This is a genomic window from Psychrobacillus sp. MER TA 171 (genome assembly GCF_023713305.1).
Classification (GTDB): Bacteria; Bacillota; Bacilli; order Bacillales_A; family Planococcaceae; genus Psychrobacillus.
Genome location: NZ_JAMAWN010000033.1, coordinates 12,357 through 28,806, shown reverse-complemented (window position 1 = coordinate 28,806; position 16,450 = coordinate 12,357). Strand labels below are relative to the sequence as shown.

The 16,450-nt window shown below is 38.6% G+C and carries 17 protein-coding genes and 1 rRNA gene; 15 read left to right on the top strand and 3 right to left on the bottom strand.

Annotation, left to right across the window (positions count from 1 at the left end; genetic code table 11):
- The first annotated feature begins 13 nt into the window (after positions 1–13).
- The 9 genes from rrf to M3627_RS19240 all read left to right on the top strand — a co-directional run bounded on the left by rrf (position 14) and on the right by M3627_RS19240 (position 6,014).
- Positions 14–129 (top strand): 5S ribosomal RNA (rrf, locus tag M3627_RS19280).
- 360 nt (positions 130–489) lie between these two features.
- Positions 490–699, top strand: a complete 210-nt coding sequence (locus M3627_RS19275) for a hypothetical protein (protein WP_169361117.1) — start codon at positions 490–492, stop codon at positions 697–699.
- Between the two features lie 267 nt (positions 700–966).
- Positions 967–2,067: a nuclease-related domain-containing protein gene (locus tag M3627_RS19270; RefSeq protein ID WP_251557101.1), complete on the top strand. Its 1,101-nt coding sequence runs from the start codon at positions 967–969 to the stop codon at positions 2,065–2,067.
- An 18-nt stretch (positions 2,068–2,085) separates the two neighbouring features.
- Positions 2,086–2,952, top strand: a complete 867-nt coding sequence (locus M3627_RS19265) for a helix-turn-helix domain-containing protein (protein ID WP_251557098.1) — start codon at positions 2,086–2,088, stop codon at positions 2,950–2,952.
- 228 nt (positions 2,953–3,180) lie between these two features.
- A complete protein-coding gene (locus M3627_RS19260) occupies positions 3,181–3,552 on the top strand; it encodes a GntR family transcriptional regulator (RefSeq protein WP_169361120.1) in 372 nt (123 codons plus the stop codon).
- Positions 3,552–4,439 carry an ATP-binding cassette domain-containing protein gene (locus M3627_RS19255; protein WP_169361121.1) on the top strand — a complete coding sequence of 296 codons (888 nt, stop codon included), beginning with the start codon at positions 3,552–3,554 and terminating at the stop codon, positions 4,437–4,439. Before M3627_RS19260 ends, M3627_RS19255 begins: the two co-directional genes overlap by 1 nt.
- A complete protein-coding gene (locus tag M3627_RS19250) occupies positions 4,423–5,154 on the top strand; it encodes a hypothetical protein (RefSeq protein ID WP_169361122.1) in 732 nt (243 codons plus the stop codon). Before M3627_RS19255 ends, M3627_RS19250 begins: the two co-directional genes overlap by 17 nt.
- Positions 5,151–5,861 carry a hypothetical protein gene (locus tag M3627_RS19245; protein WP_251557096.1) on the top strand — a complete coding sequence of 237 codons (711 nt, stop codon included), beginning with the start codon at positions 5,151–5,153 and terminating at the stop codon, positions 5,859–5,861. Before M3627_RS19250 ends, M3627_RS19245 begins: the two co-directional genes overlap by 4 nt.
- A gap of 15 nt (positions 5,862–5,876) precedes the next feature.
- A complete protein-coding gene (locus tag M3627_RS19240) occupies positions 5,877–6,014 on the top strand; it encodes a hypothetical protein (protein WP_251557094.1) in 138 nt (45 codons plus the stop codon).
- A gap of 75 nt (positions 6,015–6,089) precedes the next feature.
- On the opposite strand, the gene M3627_RS19235 is transcribed toward M3627_RS19240, so the two are convergent.
- Positions 6,090–7,229: an FAD-dependent monooxygenase gene (locus M3627_RS19235; protein ID WP_251557092.1), complete on the bottom strand. Its 1,140-nt coding sequence runs from the start codon at positions 7,227–7,229 to the stop codon at positions 6,090–6,092.
- Between the two features lie 75 nt (positions 7,230–7,304).
- On the opposite strand from M3627_RS19235, the gene M3627_RS19230 reads away from it, so the two are divergent.
- The gene (locus tag M3627_RS19230) at positions 7,305–8,285 is read left to right on the top strand and encodes a GNAT family N-acetyltransferase (protein WP_251557091.1); all 981 of its coding nucleotides are present in this window, start codon (positions 7,305–7,307) and stop codon (positions 8,283–8,285) included.
- A 74-nt stretch (positions 8,286–8,359) separates the two neighbouring features.
- On the opposite strand, the gene M3627_RS19225 is transcribed toward M3627_RS19230, so the two are convergent.
- Positions 8,360–9,352, bottom strand: a complete 993-nt coding sequence (locus M3627_RS19225; RefSeq protein WP_251557089.1) for a PQQ-dependent sugar dehydrogenase — start codon at positions 9,350–9,352, stop codon at positions 8,360–8,362.
- A gap of 161 nt (positions 9,353–9,513) precedes the next feature.
- Between M3627_RS19225 and M3627_RS19220 the strand changes: the two genes are divergently transcribed.
- On the top strand, positions 9,514–10,248 hold the full coding sequence (locus M3627_RS19220; protein WP_251557087.1) for a sulfite exporter TauE/SafE family protein: 735 nt from the start codon (positions 9,514–9,516) through the stop codon (positions 10,246–10,248).
- A 20-nt stretch (positions 10,249–10,268) separates the two neighbouring features.
- On the top strand, positions 10,269–11,228 hold the full coding sequence (locus M3627_RS19215) for a D-2-hydroxyacid dehydrogenase family protein (RefSeq protein WP_251557086.1): 960 nt from the start codon (positions 10,269–10,271) through the stop codon (positions 11,226–11,228).
- 172 nt (positions 11,229–11,400) lie between these two features.
- Here the strand turns inward: M3627_RS19215 and M3627_RS19210 are convergent, their stop codons facing one another.
- Complete coding sequence (locus M3627_RS19210) at positions 11,401–13,548, bottom strand: M28 family peptidase (RefSeq protein ID WP_251557085.1); 2,148 nt, start codon at positions 13,546–13,548, stop codon at positions 11,401–11,403.
- 123 nt (positions 13,549–13,671) lie between these two features.
- Between M3627_RS19210 and M3627_RS19205 the strand changes: the two genes are divergently transcribed.
- The 3 genes from M3627_RS19205 (at position 13,672) to M3627_RS19195 (ending at position 16,436) form a co-directional block, all read left to right on the top strand.
- On the top strand, positions 13,672–14,286 hold the full coding sequence (locus M3627_RS19205; protein WP_169361130.1) for a PH domain-containing protein: 615 nt from the start codon (positions 13,672–13,674) through the stop codon (positions 14,284–14,286).
- 149 nt (positions 14,287–14,435) lie between these two features.
- Positions 14,436–15,251, top strand: a complete 816-nt coding sequence (locus tag M3627_RS19200) for a VanW family protein (protein WP_251557084.1) — start codon at positions 14,436–14,438, stop codon at positions 15,249–15,251.
- 12 nt (positions 15,252–15,263) lie between these two features.
- On the top strand, positions 15,264–16,436 hold the full coding sequence (locus tag M3627_RS19195; RefSeq protein ID WP_251557083.1) for a PstS family phosphate ABC transporter substrate-binding protein: 1,173 nt from the start codon (positions 15,264–15,266) through the stop codon (positions 16,434–16,436).
- Positions 16,437–16,450: the final 14 nt, after the last annotated feature.

Here is a 16,450-nt window from a genome sequence, read left to right as displayed (position 1 = left end):
AAAGCCGAAAAAGTCTAGTGATGATGGCGAAGAGGTCACACCCGTTCCCATACCGAACACGGAAGTTAAGCTCTTCAGCGCCGATGGTAGTTGGGGGTCTCCCCCTGCAAGAGTAGGACGTCGCTGGACACCAAAGGAAGTCGTCACCGAGTAATCGGTGGCGGCTTTTTTGTTTTGTCTTTTATAAAAGCCGAAGGCACTCTCTTCCTAAAGAAGTGAGCGAGAAGCCGGAGGGGCAAAGAGTTCGAGGAAGCAAGGAAGAGAGGCTCGGAGCGTATGGCATACGCGAGAACCGAACGACTGCGGCTGACGAAGAAATCTGCCGCCCATCTGGTTTCGCAGCCGCCGATGGTAGTTGGAGAGTCGCCCCTGCAAGAGTAGGACGTCGCTGGGCACCAAAGGAAGTCGTCACCGAGTAATCGGTGGCGGCTTTTTTGTTTTGTCTTTTACAGGAAAGAGCCGAAGGTCAATCTCTCTCCCTAAGGAAGTGTGCGAGAAGCCGGAGGGGTAAAGAGTTCGAGGAACCGAACGACCGAGGCTGACGAAGAAATCTGCCGCCCATCTGGTTTCGCAGCCACTGATGGTAGTTGGAGGGTCGCCCTTGCAAGAGTAGGAAGTCTTTGGGCAACTAAAGGAAGTCGTCACCCAGTAATCGGTGGCGGCTTTTTTTACTTTTATTATTACCAAAGCGAAAGATAATCTCTTCATCGAAGCATACAACTGAGAATCCCGTTGCAATTTATAATTTATGTCGAATACAACCTTTAAGTTTTTCCTCTAAATTGACATTTCCCGGGAAATAGAAACTATATACGACAGAAACAATCAAAATAAAATTTTCAAAGAGTAATAACGAGGAAAATAGAAAAAAGAGCTGATAATTGGAGGGAAAATAAAAAAGTTATTAAATGTGTAAAATTTACATTTTCTAAAATTATGTTATATTATGCAAAAAGGAGGGAAGATTTGATTTTAAAAGAGCAGGCTATTAATTATAATTATATTGGCTTACAAGCACTGTATGAACGCTTAGGTAATAATCATGTACTAAAAGAACGTATTCACTCCAAAATATTATCTGCTAAAGCAGGTATTATAGGAGAGAAAAATGTAGAAGCCATTTTCCGTAAATATAGTTTTCCTTTTGACTATGCAGTTTTGTTAGACTTAAATCTGAGTTCTAATGGTAAATTTCAAATTGATGCCTTATTCATTACTCGACATTATATACTAATTTTAGAGTCTAAGAATATTGTTGGAACCTTAAGTTTTGAAAGAGATCCATTCTGTTTAAGAAGAGAGTTAGAAAGTGGTCAGGTAGATATATATGAGAGCCCAGAGGTTCAATTAGAACGAAATATTAATTTGCTTCAAAAATGGTTAAAAACGAATGGTTTAGATATTCCAGTAATAGGAGCAATAATATTAGGATCTACAAAGTCAAGAGTTCATAAATCTCCAGTTACCTCTCCTATTATGTATCCTACTACTATCCTCAACTTTATATGGGGGCTCCCAAGAGAGAAGGCTTACCTATCGCTAGAACAGTTTCAGCAGGTGACTAATAGTTTAAAGAACAATCATGAGGATTATTGGCCTTACCCTATATGTGAAACCTGGGGAATAGATCCGAAAGATTTGATTAAAGGTGTTCAGTGTCCTGTTTGTTCTTTGTTCGGAATGAAGAAAATTAAAGCTGGTTGGTATTGTGAGGCGTGTGGACAGGTAAATCGTAAAGCACATGAAAAAGCAATAAAAGAATGGTTTATTCTAGTAAAAGACAGCTTGAATAATAAAGAATGTAGAGAATTTTTACAGTTAAACTCGCAGCAAGCAACTTTACGAATTATAAAGTCGATGAATTTAAAAGAATGTGGATCGAATAAGAGAACCTTTTATAGAAAAAGAGATAATCGGTCGGTTCGAGTAAAAAATCGGTCGGTTTTTCCAAATAATCGGTCGGTTCCAGTGAAAAATCGGTCGGTTCTCCCCAATAATCGGTCGGTCGCCAAACTTCCGCAAAAAATATCAAAATATTCTAGCCTATACCATATAAACTGTAGTTAATAGGAGGTGCATGAGCGAATGAAGATCATTCATCAGACGATCAACTGGTTGGAACAGAAAATGGAGGAGCCAGTTCGACATGAAGAAGTGGTACAAGTCACTGGCTATTCTTTTTATCATTTCCATCGGTTATTTCAACAAAAGGTTGGAATGTCGTTACACGAGTATGTTCGTAATAGGAGACTTACCTTGGCAGCTCAAAGACTAATTTATTCAGATGAACGAATTTTGGACTTGGCCTTAATTTATCAATTTGAGTCCCAGGAAGCTTTTACGAGAGCTTTTCGTAAGGTGCATGGTTTGCCACCAGGGAAGTATCGAACACTCATGCGAACCTTACTAGAAAAAACAGAGGAGGTAGAGGTTATGAATGGTTGGTTTTTAAGTGGGGCAACCCCACAAAACTTTGAGATGGGTAGAGATTTTCAAGTGGTGCACAAGGGAAATGCTTCCGGTTATTTGCGTTCCATTAAGCCAGTAGGAGAAGAACAGTTTGGGACAGTTATGCAACAGTTCCATGCTAGTAAATACTGTGGGAAACGATTAAAGCTCTCTTGTTTTATTAAAACTGAGGATATACAAGGATTTGCAGGTCTTTGGATGCGCATTGACGCCAAGGATGGCGATACCCTTCAGTTTGATAATATGAGTAATCGTCCTATTACTGGTACAACTGGGTGGAACTATTATAGCGTCGTCTTAGATGTACCCGAGCATGCAGGAGCGATATATTTCGGTGTTTTACTACAAGGCTCCGGAATGGTATGGATGGATGAGTTTACTTTTGAAGAAGTAGATGAGAAAACTCCAACAACCAATTTAAAAGCTCCGGATAATATGCCTGCAGAACCGATTAACTTAAATTTTGATATAGAGCTAAATTAGTCGTATGAAAATAAAAAATATAGTAGGTTATCTTTTAATAGGTTTTACATTTGTAGTAATTATTCTTATCAAGTTCTTTATCGGCAATAAATTCTTTGAGTTCTTGATCACATCCTAAGGGTGTGATTTTTTTTATTGTCCAAATTGTATAGACAATTATATTTTTATGTTATATACTACATTACATCACTAATGCACTAACTTTAGATTGAGAGGAGACTTAACGCAATGATTTTAAATTCGGATAGTGCAAAGCCCATCTATGTACAAATTGCGGAATGGTTAGAGAATGAAATTATAGCCGAGCATTTTAAAGATGATGAGAAAATTTACTCCCAATACCAGCTTGCAGAGCTGTTTAATATTAATCCAGCGACTGCAGCGAAGGGGTTAACGATACTAGTAGAAGAAGAGATTTTATATAAGAAAAGGGGACTGGGAATGTTCGTAGCGACAGAAGCCAAGGCAATGATATTAGCTAAACGGAGAGACCAGACGTTGACGCAAATGGTATCAGATTTAGTGATGGAAGCTAAAAGATTGTCAATAACCAAAGAGGAGCTAATTCAACTCATACATAAATGTGAGGAGGAAGTCTAATGAAGGTAGTTGAATGTCGAAATGTCAAAAAAGTTTTTCATCGGACGAATGCTTTGGAGGATGTAAGCTTCGAGCTAAGTGATCGGAAAATTACAGGGCTAATTGGCCGCAATGGAGCTGGGAAAACAACCTTACTGAAAATACTATCTGGTTTTACCAGCCATAGTTCTGGAGAAGTGCGCGTTTTCGATAGAAGTCCCTATAATGATTTGTTAGTATCTGCGAACAGTATTTTAGTGGATGACCAAATGACTTTTCCTGACACACTGAATTTAGAAGAGATTTTGAACATGGCTCCAGCCTTTTATAAAAAATGGGATGGAGAGCTTGCTAAAAGACTAATGGATTATTTCAAATTAAATCCTAAGCTTAATCACTCTAGCTTATCTAAAGGAACAGCTGCTACGTTTAATCTAATTTTTGGGCTCTCTACTCGTTGTGAGCTAACTTTGCTTGATGAACCGATGAATGGGATGGATGAAGCAGTAAGGTCAGACTTTTACCGAGCGTTGCTAAAGGATTATATAGCTCATCCTCGTTCTATTTTAATCTCTAGCCATCATTTAGCAGAGATTGAGCACTTGTTGGAGGATATCCTCTTGATTCACCAAGGAAGGGTGGTTTTACATCAACCGCTTGATGAAATAAGAGAGTATGCCGTGGGATTACAGGGGAATGCAACTGATATTGAAAGATGGACGCAAGGGGAAGAGGTTTATTTCTCCAAGCAGTTAGATCATCAAAGAAAATATGTTGTTGTAAAATACAATTCTTCTATAGAGAAGGCTCGAACAGAGGGTGCTATGCCCCAGGCTTTGTCGGCGAGTGATGTGTGTATGTATGTGACGAGTGAAACAAAGGAGGGGATTGATGATGTTTTTAAGTAATGTCAGTTTAGGAAGCATAGTAAGGATGCAGGTTAAATTCAAATTACAGGCATATATAGGGGCTGTTCTATCGCTTATATTTATACAACTATTAGGTTTACTTCTTACTAGTAGCACTGGAATGATAGGAACAAGCAGTATTGGTACAGAAATTACTATCAACACATACACACTTGATGGGGTCTTATTCTTTGTAGCTGCATGGGCAGTATTTGTAGGGAACTTAATCACGACGAAGGCCTACCGTTATGATGATTTTACGTTTGTTTCCACACGCCTAAGTAGCAACATCGCGAATATTGTGGTGTTGATGATTGTCAGTGCCGTTGCGGCGGTTACTACTTTTTTATGTACATATTTGTTGAGATTATATCAGGTATTGTTTAGTAACGTGGTATTTATTGACGGCCCGGGAATACTGGATGAGCCTGTGGCAACAATGCAAACTTTACTCTTACTATTCATCTTAATATCTATGTTCACTTCCTTTGGATATTTAATGGGATCCTTAGTCCAAAAGCATAAGGCATTGATATTAATTTTTCCGATAATTCTCGTTGGGATAGTAATGAGTTCTATAGGGCTTAATATTATAGAATTTTTCTTTATAGTAGAGGGAAACTTGTGGGTATTCATGCTTAAAATATTTGGTTTATCAGTAATTTTCTTTTTAATTTCAGTTGCAGTATCTAATAGATGGGAGGTAAGAGCGTGAATGGTGTATGGATAGCGTTCATAGTAGGTCTGCTCCCTATTGTTCTAATATTATTAATATCCTTTATATTAATAGGTGGTATAAAGAAAAGTACAAAAAATTTACATGGTTCCTTGCAGCTTAAAAAATATATCGTTTTCGCTTATATTGTCATACTATTTATAGCAATGTTAGTTTATGAGCTCATGCCTAATAACCATTTAGAGCTGTTGACGGAGGAAGAAGTTCAGGTGCTAGAAGTAGAAAATATTGAATTAGAAGAAGCTTTAAAAAACTACGAGGAGAATAATCTTACTGAAAGATTTCTAATAGATGAGTGGTCTCATGAGTTAAGTGGAAATACGTTATCTATAGGCTATGAAGGCACTGATTCTTATTCCACTAGATTTGTTGTAGAATGGACAGATGCTACAAATCAATTGATAGAAGGTAAAGAATATAGATCTAACTTTATTATAGAAGGTATTCTCTTAGATAAAATAATTCCCTTACATGAGCTATATTGGGCTGGAAACCATTTATCTGTGAAGGAGCCAATAGGAATAAATCTGGAGTTTAGTGAGTTTTCTAACCGTTTAGTAAATCTACCAAAAGCTAGCAGTGGCGAAACCTATTCCTATCAGAATGTAAGAGGTATGACCTATATTCACTTAAAGGTTCCAAAGCATATAGAGATTGATGATGCTTTAGGATTGCAAATATATTAAGGGGAGGAAATAGTTTTGGATATAATAGCAGGAATAGCATTAGTACTTATCGTATTTTTCTCTTCTAATATAATCGAAAAGAGATTAAAAAACATTGAAAGACAAAACGACCGTGTCATTGAAATTCTAGAAAAAATACTGGATAAAGAATAGTAAAGTGCCTGCTAATGCGGGCACTTTTTCTATCTTATAAGGAAAAGTCCAAAGCTGGCACCCTTCCATCAGCTCTTATAGTTTTACATCAAATAAGAACTTAAGACGCCATAGTAAAGACTTTGAAGGGAGAAGGGGAAAGAACAAATCACGAGCAGCTGCTATTGGGCTAAAAGAAATTTGGGCAATTGCTCCAATTTGTCTGGAAAGACGAATTACCTTTCCGGTGCGTGCTACTCGTTTTTCATTGTAAAAATCTAATACGCTTCTTATATCTTCAAATTGTTTAAAGCCATTGCCGAGGACGATTGCATCTTCAATAGCTTGTCCAGCACCCTGACCCATATTTGGTGTAGTCGCATGGGCTGCATCACCTAATAGGACAACTCGATCGAACACAAAATTTCGGAGTGGCTTGATATCTGAAATGTCATGGTGAAGAATTTGTTCTGAAGGTGTGCTAGCAATAATATCGGAAACCGTTTCAGGGAAATGATGAAAGATAGATGACACTTCATTAGGTTCAAGCTGTTGATAGGTTGGATTTCTTGGAGAGGTGTTAATACAAGCAAACCAATAAATGAAACCATCTTTCATAGGTGCCATACCAAATCTCCCTTTTGTGGACCAAAGCTCTGTGGATGTAAATTCTTTTACTCGACCATTGTTTTCAGTTATCCCTCTCCAGCAAGTATACCCAGCATATCTTGGTTTAGATTCAGGAACGAGCTGTTGGCGAATAGGAGAGTTTATGCCGTCTGCTGCTATTAAAAGCTCAGCTTCAAAGGCTGTCCCATCCTCGAAAAAAGCAGTGACCCTCTCCTTATGTTGCTTAATACGTATACATCTTTTATTAAATTCAATGGTATTTGTTTTTAGATTTTCGAGAAAGGTTCGATGAAGATTTGCTCGATGGATGGTGATATTCTCTTGTCCAAACATTTTTTTTAGAACCGAGAAATCGATCGTATTGAGCACTTTTCCATGCATGTCCTGAAAGACTTGTGTGTTTAGGATATAGCCATTGCGGAATATCTCCTCTCCAACACCAATCTCCATTAGTGCTTGCATAGCATTGGAGCCAATTCCTATTCCAGCACCAATTGGGTGGAAAACTGGAGCAGACTCAAACACGTGCACCTCATGACCTTGCTTTTGCAGAGTAACTGCTGCACAAAGTCCTCCAATACCACCTCCTATGATGGCAATGTTCACTGAAATCACTCTCCTTAAGTACCTCTAGTCTAGCAGAAATTTTATGATATGCTAATTAAAAGAGGAGGGAGAAATATGATTTCATTGGTCATTTATGAGTCCAAGCATAAAGAGGCATTAGAAAATTATCCGTTGTCTAAAGAGCAATTAGGTTTCACAGGACACCCAATAGAAATGCTTAAAAAGGTTGAAATGTGTCCTACCTATACACCGGTTGTTATTTTAGACGGTGAACAGGTGGCTGGATTTTTTGTATTGGACACTGGAGACGATAAGTTAAATTATACGGATATGAAAGAAAGTATCCTACTTAGGGGTTATTCTGTTCATCCTAGTTTCCAAGGGAGAGGAATAGCAAAGTTTTCTATGCAGCTTTTACCCCAGTTTGTAATGGAGCATTTTCCATCTATTAAGCAGGTTGTGCTCGGTGTAAATGAGGCTAATAAAGCTGCACAGGCTGTCTATTTAAAAAATGGGTTTATCGACGAGGGGCACAGGTACTTAGGAAGTGCCGGAATCCAATTAGCTTTGTGTCTTAAGGTTGACCAGGTAATAGTAAGGAAAGCAATGCCTGGAGATGAACAAGGGATCGTGGATGTATGTGTGGCAGCCCAATGGAACACATACAAGAATTTATATTCCATGGAATACATAGAAGGTGTAATTGAAAAGTTTTATACTGTGGATAGAATTGAAAAGGAAATTGCAGAAACCAATCGTTTTTGGAACGGATACTTCGTCGCTCTATTGAACAATGAAATAGTTGGAGCTATAGGCGGTGGGGTAGATGAAGAAGGAATTGCTGAAGTATACGTTCTTTACTTGGATCCAGAGAAACGAAATAAAGGGATCGGGACCAAGCTTTTAAACTATTTATCGGATGTTCAGAAATCGAAGTATGGTGCGCACGAGCAATGGGTGTCGGTAGCCAAAAACAATATGCTTGGAATTCCTTTTTACGAGTCACGTGGCTTTATCTTTCAACACGAGGAGCAATCTTATGAGAGTAACCTAGAGGACCAAGCAATTTCCTTAAAATATAAGCGAAAGATTTAAAGGTAAGAGGCTGGATATACCTCCATCAAAAAGTGAAACCGGAAAATCCGATTTCACTTTTTTACTTTCTTTATTTAGTTTAATTTATATAAGATATCATCTTCTTCGCTTGGATTACCACGTCCATCGGTATTATTAGTGACAAAGTACACCGATTCCCCATTAGAGAAGACATCACGTACTCTACCGAAGCCAGTGATGGATTGTTCAACCTTACCAGTTTCTACATTCATGACCTTTACAGCTTCTCCGCGTAGGGAAGCGACATATAGCTTTCCTTTGTGAAAGGTTATTCCAGAGGGTGCCCATGTCTCGTTACTGCCAGAAGTGATAAGTGGTGTTACATAGCCGTTCTTAGTTTCAGATCCTTCAATGATGGGATAGCCATAGTTCTTTCCTTGCTCAATTAAATTGACCTCATCATTAGCTGACTGGCCATGCTCTGCCTCAAAAAGAGTCCCATTCTCGTGCCAGGCAAGTCCCTGTGGGTTACGGTGACCAGAGGAGAAAATTTGGAATGATCCATCCTCTTCCATTCGCACAATTTTACCGTTCAAGGAATTTTCGTCCTGAGCAAGCTCAGGGTCACCTGCATCTCCAATAGTTACATATAGCTTATGATCAGGACCTATCTCCAGTCGTCCACCATGATGGATATTACCGGTCTTAATGTCATCGAGGTGTATTTCAGTTTCCTGCCACTGATTATTCTCTCGTTTTAGAGTCACTACACGATTAAAGGATTCCCCGTCTTTGTCATACGTATAATAGGCAAATGCCTCATTGGTTTTACTGAAGTCAGACTTTAATACAAAGCCGAGAAGTCCGGCTTCTGCCGCGGAGGACAAGGTATCCGAAAAAATGACTTCCTCATGGGTAACGGTAGACCCATCAATGACAGCTATTGTACCTACTCTCTCTGATATATAAAAGATACTGTCCTGTTGGTTGATTGCCCAAGGGATTTCTAAATTGGTTGCTATTTTATCTGCGGCTTCTTTTTCTGGTTCAGCTGCTTCTTCTGAGCAACCAACTAATAGAAGTGTTAAAAGTATGAGTCTTTTCATATAAAAACCTCCTCTAGTTACTACTTCTAGGAAAGAAATGCAGATTCCTGCTCCTTACCATAAGTTTTACAAATGAGAAACGATAGATTCTATCAAATTTACTTATCATAAATGGAGGAGTATGCTGAATTAACAGAGAAGTTTAGAAAGAAGGAAAAATAATGGAATTTCTAATATTTTTTATTATTGGGATTGCAGGAAATATGGTTGGTACGCTAGTTGGAGGGGGAGGACTGATCAGTCTTCCAATGATGCTGCTAATGGGCTTACCGATTCATTCAGCTATTGGTGCCAACAAGGTTTCAAATACTGTGAGCTCCCTATCTAGCTTTTTAGTTATTTTTACTAAAAAGGAAGTGTCAGCGAAAGAAGCGTTGTCTGTTCTAGTATTTTGTTTAGGTGGAGGAATTTTAGGGGGACTTACGGCATCCTTTCTAAGTGGGGAGACACTCATGGTCATAGCCATCCTGTTATTAAGCTTTGCTTTCATCAACTCATTTATGGGAAAAGGAAATTTTGATGGGACATCGACCTTTCAGTTGAATAGAAAAACAATACCATCCTTATTAGGTATAGGCATTTATGATGGAATGTTTGGCCCAGGGAGCAGCACCCTTGCCCTTTACTTGTATGCTAGCGAGAAAATTGCATACATCAGGGCTGTTGGCCTTGCTAGAATCGGTGTATTCGCAAGCTGCTTTGGTGCTTCTATTACGTATATATCCACGGGGAAGATCATGTGGCCAGTGACCATTGCTTTAATGATTGGTGCAATTATTGGAGCGCAGCTAGGTGTAAGGCTTGCCCGAAAATTAAAATCAGAGCATATTAAGCCTTTACTAAGAGTAGTAACCGTATTATTGATTGTGCAAATAATTTGGGATTATGTGAAGTAATAAGTGAGGAGGAAATGACGATGAAATTACAATGTGCAATTTTAGATGACTATCAGCAGGTCGCTTTAAAAATGGCAGACTGGGCGACTATTGAGGAGCAGGTGGAGGTACACTCCTTCTCACAGCATTTCGAAAACGAAGAAGATTTAATAGAGGAAATCAAAGAGTATGAAATTATTGTGATTATGCGAGAACGAACTGCATTCACGGCTTCTTTATTTGAAAAATTACCTAAATTAAAACTCTTAATCACCTCAGGGATGAGGAATGCCTCGATTGATTTAGCTGCTGCTTCAACGTATGGAGTAACTGTTTGTGGTACTGCGAGCTCCTCGGAGCCACCGACTGAGCTTACTTGGGCTCTACTCTTAAATCTCGCTAGAAATATTACTTTGGAGAATAGAGCTTTAAGAGAAAACGGTCCATGGCAAAGCACAGTAGGAGCGGATTTACACGGAAGAACGTTGGGACTCCTTGGATTGGGTAAAATCGGAGGACGTATGGCCACGATAGCCCAAGCATTTGGGATGGACGTTATTGCATGGAGTCAAAACCTTACGAAGGAAGATACAGATAAACTAGGAGTTCGTTTAGCAAATTCAAAGGAAGAGCTCTTGAAAACAAGTGACTTCGTGTCGGTTCACCTTGTATTAAGTGACAGAACAAGAGGAATAATAGGCAAGCAGGAATTAGAGCAGATGAAGCGTAGCGCTTATCTCATCAATACATCACGAGCAGCAATCGTAGACCAAGAGGCATTAATAAAAGCACTAGAAGAAAACAGGATTGTAGGAGCAGGCTTAGATGTATTTGAGGAAGAGCCAATGCCAGAGAAACATCCATATCGTACGCTACCTAACGTCCTGGCAACCCCTCATTTAGGATATGTAAGTGAACATAATTACCGCGTCTACTTTACAGAAGCGGTAGAGGACATTGTAGCTTTTCTTGAGGGAGCAGAAATTCGGAAGATAAATTAAGCCAGTGGGCCAATAATTAGGGGGACCGACCGATTAATAGCGCGAACCGACCGATTATCTGGGAGAACCGACCGATTATGAGCGCGAACCGACCGATTATCCGGGAAAACCGACCGATTCATGCAAAAGAGGCCTAAGACTATCCCATAGTCTTAGGCCTCTTTCTATCATTTTACTTCAAATTTTCTAACTGTCTGCCTAGTTCTCTTAAATCAGCAACTTGCTCTGATGTAGTTGTTTTTAGTAAAGCTTTTTGATTGGTTAATGATTGCTTGAGTGATTCAAGTTCTTCTGTTAAGTCAGCATTTTCTATGTCGCTTTTTTCTTTAAGAGAATGGATAACTTCGTACAGATCTTCATGACCAACAATTCTTCCTGCACCCCACATCAGCTTTTCGGCAGGTGCATCTATCACGTAGTCTGTGAAGTAATCAAATACTTCTTGATCGAAATCATAGGCATACCAGTTGTTATCGATGTTCCATAAATATTCATCCAAAGGTGTAGCAAGATCTCCATCTTCTAACGCTTCAATAGAAAGCGATAAATTATTTATATTGTTTTGTGCGTGCTCGTAAGGGAATATAACAACGTCTTCCCAAGTCAGGCGAGTGAAGCTGTCCTCAGCATGCTTGAATGCAGCTAATAAATCACTATTAAGCTGACGGCTTTCGTTATAAAGCTTTTTAGCCGCAGCTTGGTCGTCTTTAGCTAGGGCATTTAAGTAATCCTCATTAATCTTTGCAACTCTTTTGTTTACATCCTTTGCTGTATCCATTACATGGTCAATTTCGTCAATCAGCTCGTCCTTAGATACCTCTGCTTGTTCAAAGGCATTTTCATCAATTGTTTCCTTCATAGCATTCAAACGAGTGGTAAAGTCTAAAGGCACCACAGCTGTTTTGTCGTAATGCATAGTTAGAAGACCATATAAATTCAAGTGGAATTTAAAAGCGTCCTCATTATACGTTTCTTCGGTATCAAATTGTGAATGGTAATGAGAGCGCATAAAATCGCTATCTTGGAAATCATTACGTAAAGCTGGAACCCCAGCAATATTAAAGGAAAAATCATCTGACCAAGTACGCAATGGAGATATTACAGAAATTCCATCTTTATAAACACCTTCTACAGCTGGAACATCTTTAGAGAATTCTGTAAGGTAATTGTTCAATTCGTATGTAGCACGAATCTCGTCCTGGGTCGTGTGCTCATATGCAGGGAGCTCAAAGTTCATGTTAGCAAATGCTTTTCCAGCCCATTCTGGGTGAATGTTAAATATTTGATTGTATGCACCAGTGGACCAGTCATAGCGAGAGTTTGAAACTCCCCACTCTTCAGCAGCAAGTGCGTTAAAGATAATCGTTTTTTCTGGCTGATAGCCGCTATCGATTAGACCCTTGGCTACTCCCATCAATAATCCTATGGCAGCATGATCATCCTGGAATCCTGTGAAGTAGGAATCATAATGGGCAGATAAGATAATATAAGACTCTGGATCCTTCCCTACGATTTTTCCATAATAATTATAGGATTTGCCATCCATTTCAACAGTAGATTTTGCATCAAATTTCACTTTCAAGGAGCCCGTCTCACTAGCTTCCAATGATTTTTTTAACTTATTTCCATCCGTTTGGGACATGGAAAATGCAGGAGCATCATCCGGTCCACAAAAATCTTGAGCATTTAAGGCATCTGGAGAGACTTCTCCATAACCAGCTTCCTGTACAGCTATAACTCCTGCTGCACCTTTTACATGAGCTTGGTATGCGGGGTAGTTGATCCACCATTCCTCACGCTGATTTATGTCTATTAAAACGAGCTTGCCTTCGATGTCGAGTCCATCTAAGTCCTCAGCTGTGGCCTTGCCACCGTAAACAATGTCGTATTCCTTGACGCCATTTGTATTGAAATTAACCTGGTAGCCACCAAGAACCGCTAAATGCTCTTTACCGTTTTCATCCGTAAACGTTAAATCGGCTTTTTCAAATGTCCAAGTATCTAAAGTAAACTCGTCCTTCGTTACTTCTGTAAGGCCGATTTTCTCCATTTCTTGTCCAATTTTTTCTCCGGTCTTGAGTTCTGCCTCAGAACCAGCTGTTCGGTATCCAAGCTTTTCATTTGTTTTAAACTCTTCTAAGCTTTTAGTAAATTCATAGGCATAATCTACATCAACAGATGATAAATAATCATCTTTTAACTGATTGATTACTCCGTCCTTTACTTTATCTTGATCATCTTTTGCCTCTTCGTCCTTACAGCCTGTAAGAGTAAGCCCTACAAGAAACGATATTGCAAGTACTTTTGCTAACTTTTTCATTTATCACATTCCTTTCCTCTCATGTAGAAATTAATATTATCAAAAAATAATAATTTTTACCACTTTTCTTTGTGAATAGAAAGGAGTACGATAGGATAAAGTTACGTAAAGGAGAGCGATCATATGTTTAAAAAGTTGGCGTCAGATGCATTGGGTATTTCAGACATTGGAGTGGTTGTTTCTAAAGCAGATTTTGATAAAACGGAGTCTGATGATTTTGTCATGCATGAAGCAGGTGAAGTGGTTTATTTTCTTATTAAAACAAAGGCAGATGAATATTGCTTTACTAACCTTGCTTTAATTCATGTAGACGGAGAGAATGCCCTTAGTAAGAAAAGAACGCTTCGTCGCTATGACTATGCTTACTATCCAATCACCGATGTAGCGCTTGAAACGGCAGGAACTATCGATCTGGATATGGAGATTAAGTTCACGATTGGAAATGTGCCATTAAGCATAGATATCCATAAAAAGTTTGCTACGGAAATCAAAGATCTTTATAAGGCAATCCATACCATATCAACTCAAATGCTAGACAACAAAAAGAAATTTGATATTGCTCAAAATAGCTTAGGCTACGCTGCCCAGTCAGTAGGCAAGATGGAAAGTAAAGACATTACTCCATTGTCTTCGTTCGAATCGATAACCCAGTTTTCCTCCAACTGGATGCTAGAGCAAAAAGACAAATACATGAAAAAAGACTTCAAGGACGTATTTGAATTATTTATAAATGCTTAAAAAGTATGCCACTACCTATTAAAGGTAGTGGTTTTTATATTTTATCTCGTAACTAGGAGCAGTGTTAGGTTTCTCTAAAATATCTTCTTATTTCTGAATAATTGGTCTATTATTGATTGTATACCATTTATAGGGAGGGGAAGTGGGTAATGGAATCACTTGAACCGAGAAATAGAAGTCGGATGCGTATCTACTTTGGGAAGAAGTATTTCCGTATGAAGCGTTATATGGATTGGTATGCTGGGAAGAAAAAATATGCTTTAAAAAAGCAAGCAACCAGAAAATCGGAGATCATTGCGACTCATCGAACCCAGTTGCTACGTGAATTAAAAGACGTAGACATGTGGCTGCAGCACAATAAAATTATTAATCTTAAAATAGCTATTAAGCAATTAAATGGTGTCATCGTCCAACCAGGTGAAACATTCTCTTATTGGCGATTAATTGGAAATACAAGTAAGAGAAAGGGATACGTTGAAGGAATGATTTTACACTATGGAAAAGTTACTGTTGGAGTAGGTGGAGGGCTTTGCCAGCTATCAAACCTTATTTACTGGATTACGTTACATACACCACTTCAGGTGACGGAAAGGTATCGACATAGCTATGATGTATTCCCGGATGCTAACCGAAGTCAACCTTTTGGAAGTGGAGCTACATGTGCATATAACTACCTGGATTTGCAAATCAAAAATGATACAAAGCAGCCTTATCAACTAGTACTGTATCTAACCGATACCCATCTAGTAGGGGAATGGAGAGCAGATAATCCTTCTACTAGAACATACGAGGTGTATGAGAAGGATCATTTGATTTCTTTGGAATATTGGGGTGGCTACGTTAGACACAATAGCATTTATAGAAGGGTCTTTAGCATGGAGAGAGAGTTAATCGATGATGAGTTCATTACACAAAATCATGCAATCATGATGTATGAGCCAATGTTAACGACATCTAAGGTTTAGGAGATGATAGAAGTGAATGAAAGAAAACAAAAATCCTTAAGCGAAAAAATACTATACGGAGTATTCGGCCTAATATGTGCAATTTTCATAACCTCAATCCTATTTTTTTTACTTGCTTTAACTGGTAATATGCACTACATTTCACTGTTGATTAATGGAGTGATTGTACTGTATTTATTTTACCTCTTCCATTTGTTTATTTTTTTCACTACTAAAAAAAGAAAGCTCTGGTTTTTAGGGATAATGGGAATTACCTTAGCAATTAGTGCAATTTCTCCAGTTAAAAAAATATATGAAAATAGCATTCCTACAGTAGATGCAGAATTAAGTGTTTGGGACTATCAACCATTCATGGAGCCTTTAAAAATTGCAACTCTAGAGGAGGAGTCAACTTTTAAAATTACAGAGGACTTACCAAGGTTGGACGGAGCAACGGCTTTGTACCCTTTGTATGCTTCTTTTGCTCAAGCTGTTTATCCCGAAAAAACATATGAGCCATACTCCAGTGAAGTCATGGTAAATACGACTCCCGATGCATACAATCACTTAATCCAAGAAAAAGTGGATATGATCTTTGTTGCAGGTCCCTCTAAGGAACAAATCAATTATGCAAAGCGTAATGGTGTAGAGCTTAAACTAACACCGATTGGAAGAGAAGCATTCGTGTTCTTTGTTCATCAAAAAAATGAAGTGGACGAGCTAAGCCTTCAACAAATTCAGGATATTTACTCAGGGAGCATTAATAATTGGCAGGATGTCGGGGGAAGCGACGATTCTATACGAGCATTCCAGCGTCCCGAAGGCAGTGGGAGTCAAACGGCTTTAGAAAATCTAATGGGAGAAATTCCTTTAATGGAAGCACCGACTGAAGATATTGTTAGTGGGATGGGGGGAATTATTGAAGAAGTAGCTCAATACAAGAATTATAAAAACGCAATCGGGTACACATTCCGATTCTATTCGAACGAAATGGTTAAGAACGATCAGATTAAATTATTAAATATTAACGGAATTGCACCTACAATAGAAAATATTCGTAACAACCAGTATCCGATTGCATCTGAATTTTATTTAGTGACAACTAATACGGATAATCCTCATATTGATGAGTTTATAGAATGGATTCTATCTCCTCAGGGTCAGGAGCTGGTTGAGAAAACTGGTTACGTCCCAATAATTGAATAACAAAGAGCTGCTCT

Bases quoted from the DNA above. Each gene is read 5' to 3' on its own strand.
- M3627_RS19215 (WP_251557086.1), top strand. From the start codon at position 10,269: ATGAAATTACAATGTGCAATTTTAGATGACTATCAGCAGGTCGCTTTA.
- M3627_RS19225 (WP_251557089.1), bottom strand. From the start codon at position 9,352: ATGAAAAGACTCATACTTTTAACACTTCTATTAGTTGGTTGCTCAGAA.
- M3627_RS19200 (WP_251557084.1), top strand. From the start codon at position 14,436: ATGGAATCACTTGAACCGAGAAATAGAAGTCGGATGCGTATCTACTTT.
- M3627_RS19220 (WP_251557087.1), top strand. From the start codon at position 9,514: ATGGAATTTCTAATATTTTTTATTATTGGGATTGCAGGAAATATGGTT.
- M3627_RS19265 (WP_251557098.1), top strand. From the start codon at position 2,086: ATGAAGATCATTCATCAGACGATCAACTGGTTGGAACAGAAAATGGAG.
- M3627_RS19210 (WP_251557085.1), bottom strand. From the start codon at position 13,548: ATGAAAAAGTTAGCAAAAGTACTTGCAATATCGTTTCTTGTAGGGCTT.
- M3627_RS19255 (WP_169361121.1), top strand. From the start codon at position 3,552: ATGAAGGTAGTTGAATGTCGAAATGTCAAAAAAGTTTTTCATCGGACG.
- M3627_RS19260 (WP_169361120.1), top strand. From the start codon at position 3,181: ATGATTTTAAATTCGGATAGTGCAAAGCCCATCTATGTACAAATTGCG.
- M3627_RS19230 (WP_251557091.1), top strand. From the start codon at position 7,305: ATGATTTCATTGGTCATTTATGAGTCCAAGCATAAAGAGGCATTAGAA.
- M3627_RS19250 (WP_169361122.1), top strand. From the start codon at position 4,423: ATGATGTTTTTAAGTAATGTCAGTTTAGGAAGCATAGTAAGGATGCAG.
- M3627_RS19205 (WP_169361130.1), top strand. From the start codon at position 13,672: ATGTTTAAAAAGTTGGCGTCAGATGCATTGGGTATTTCAGACATTGGA.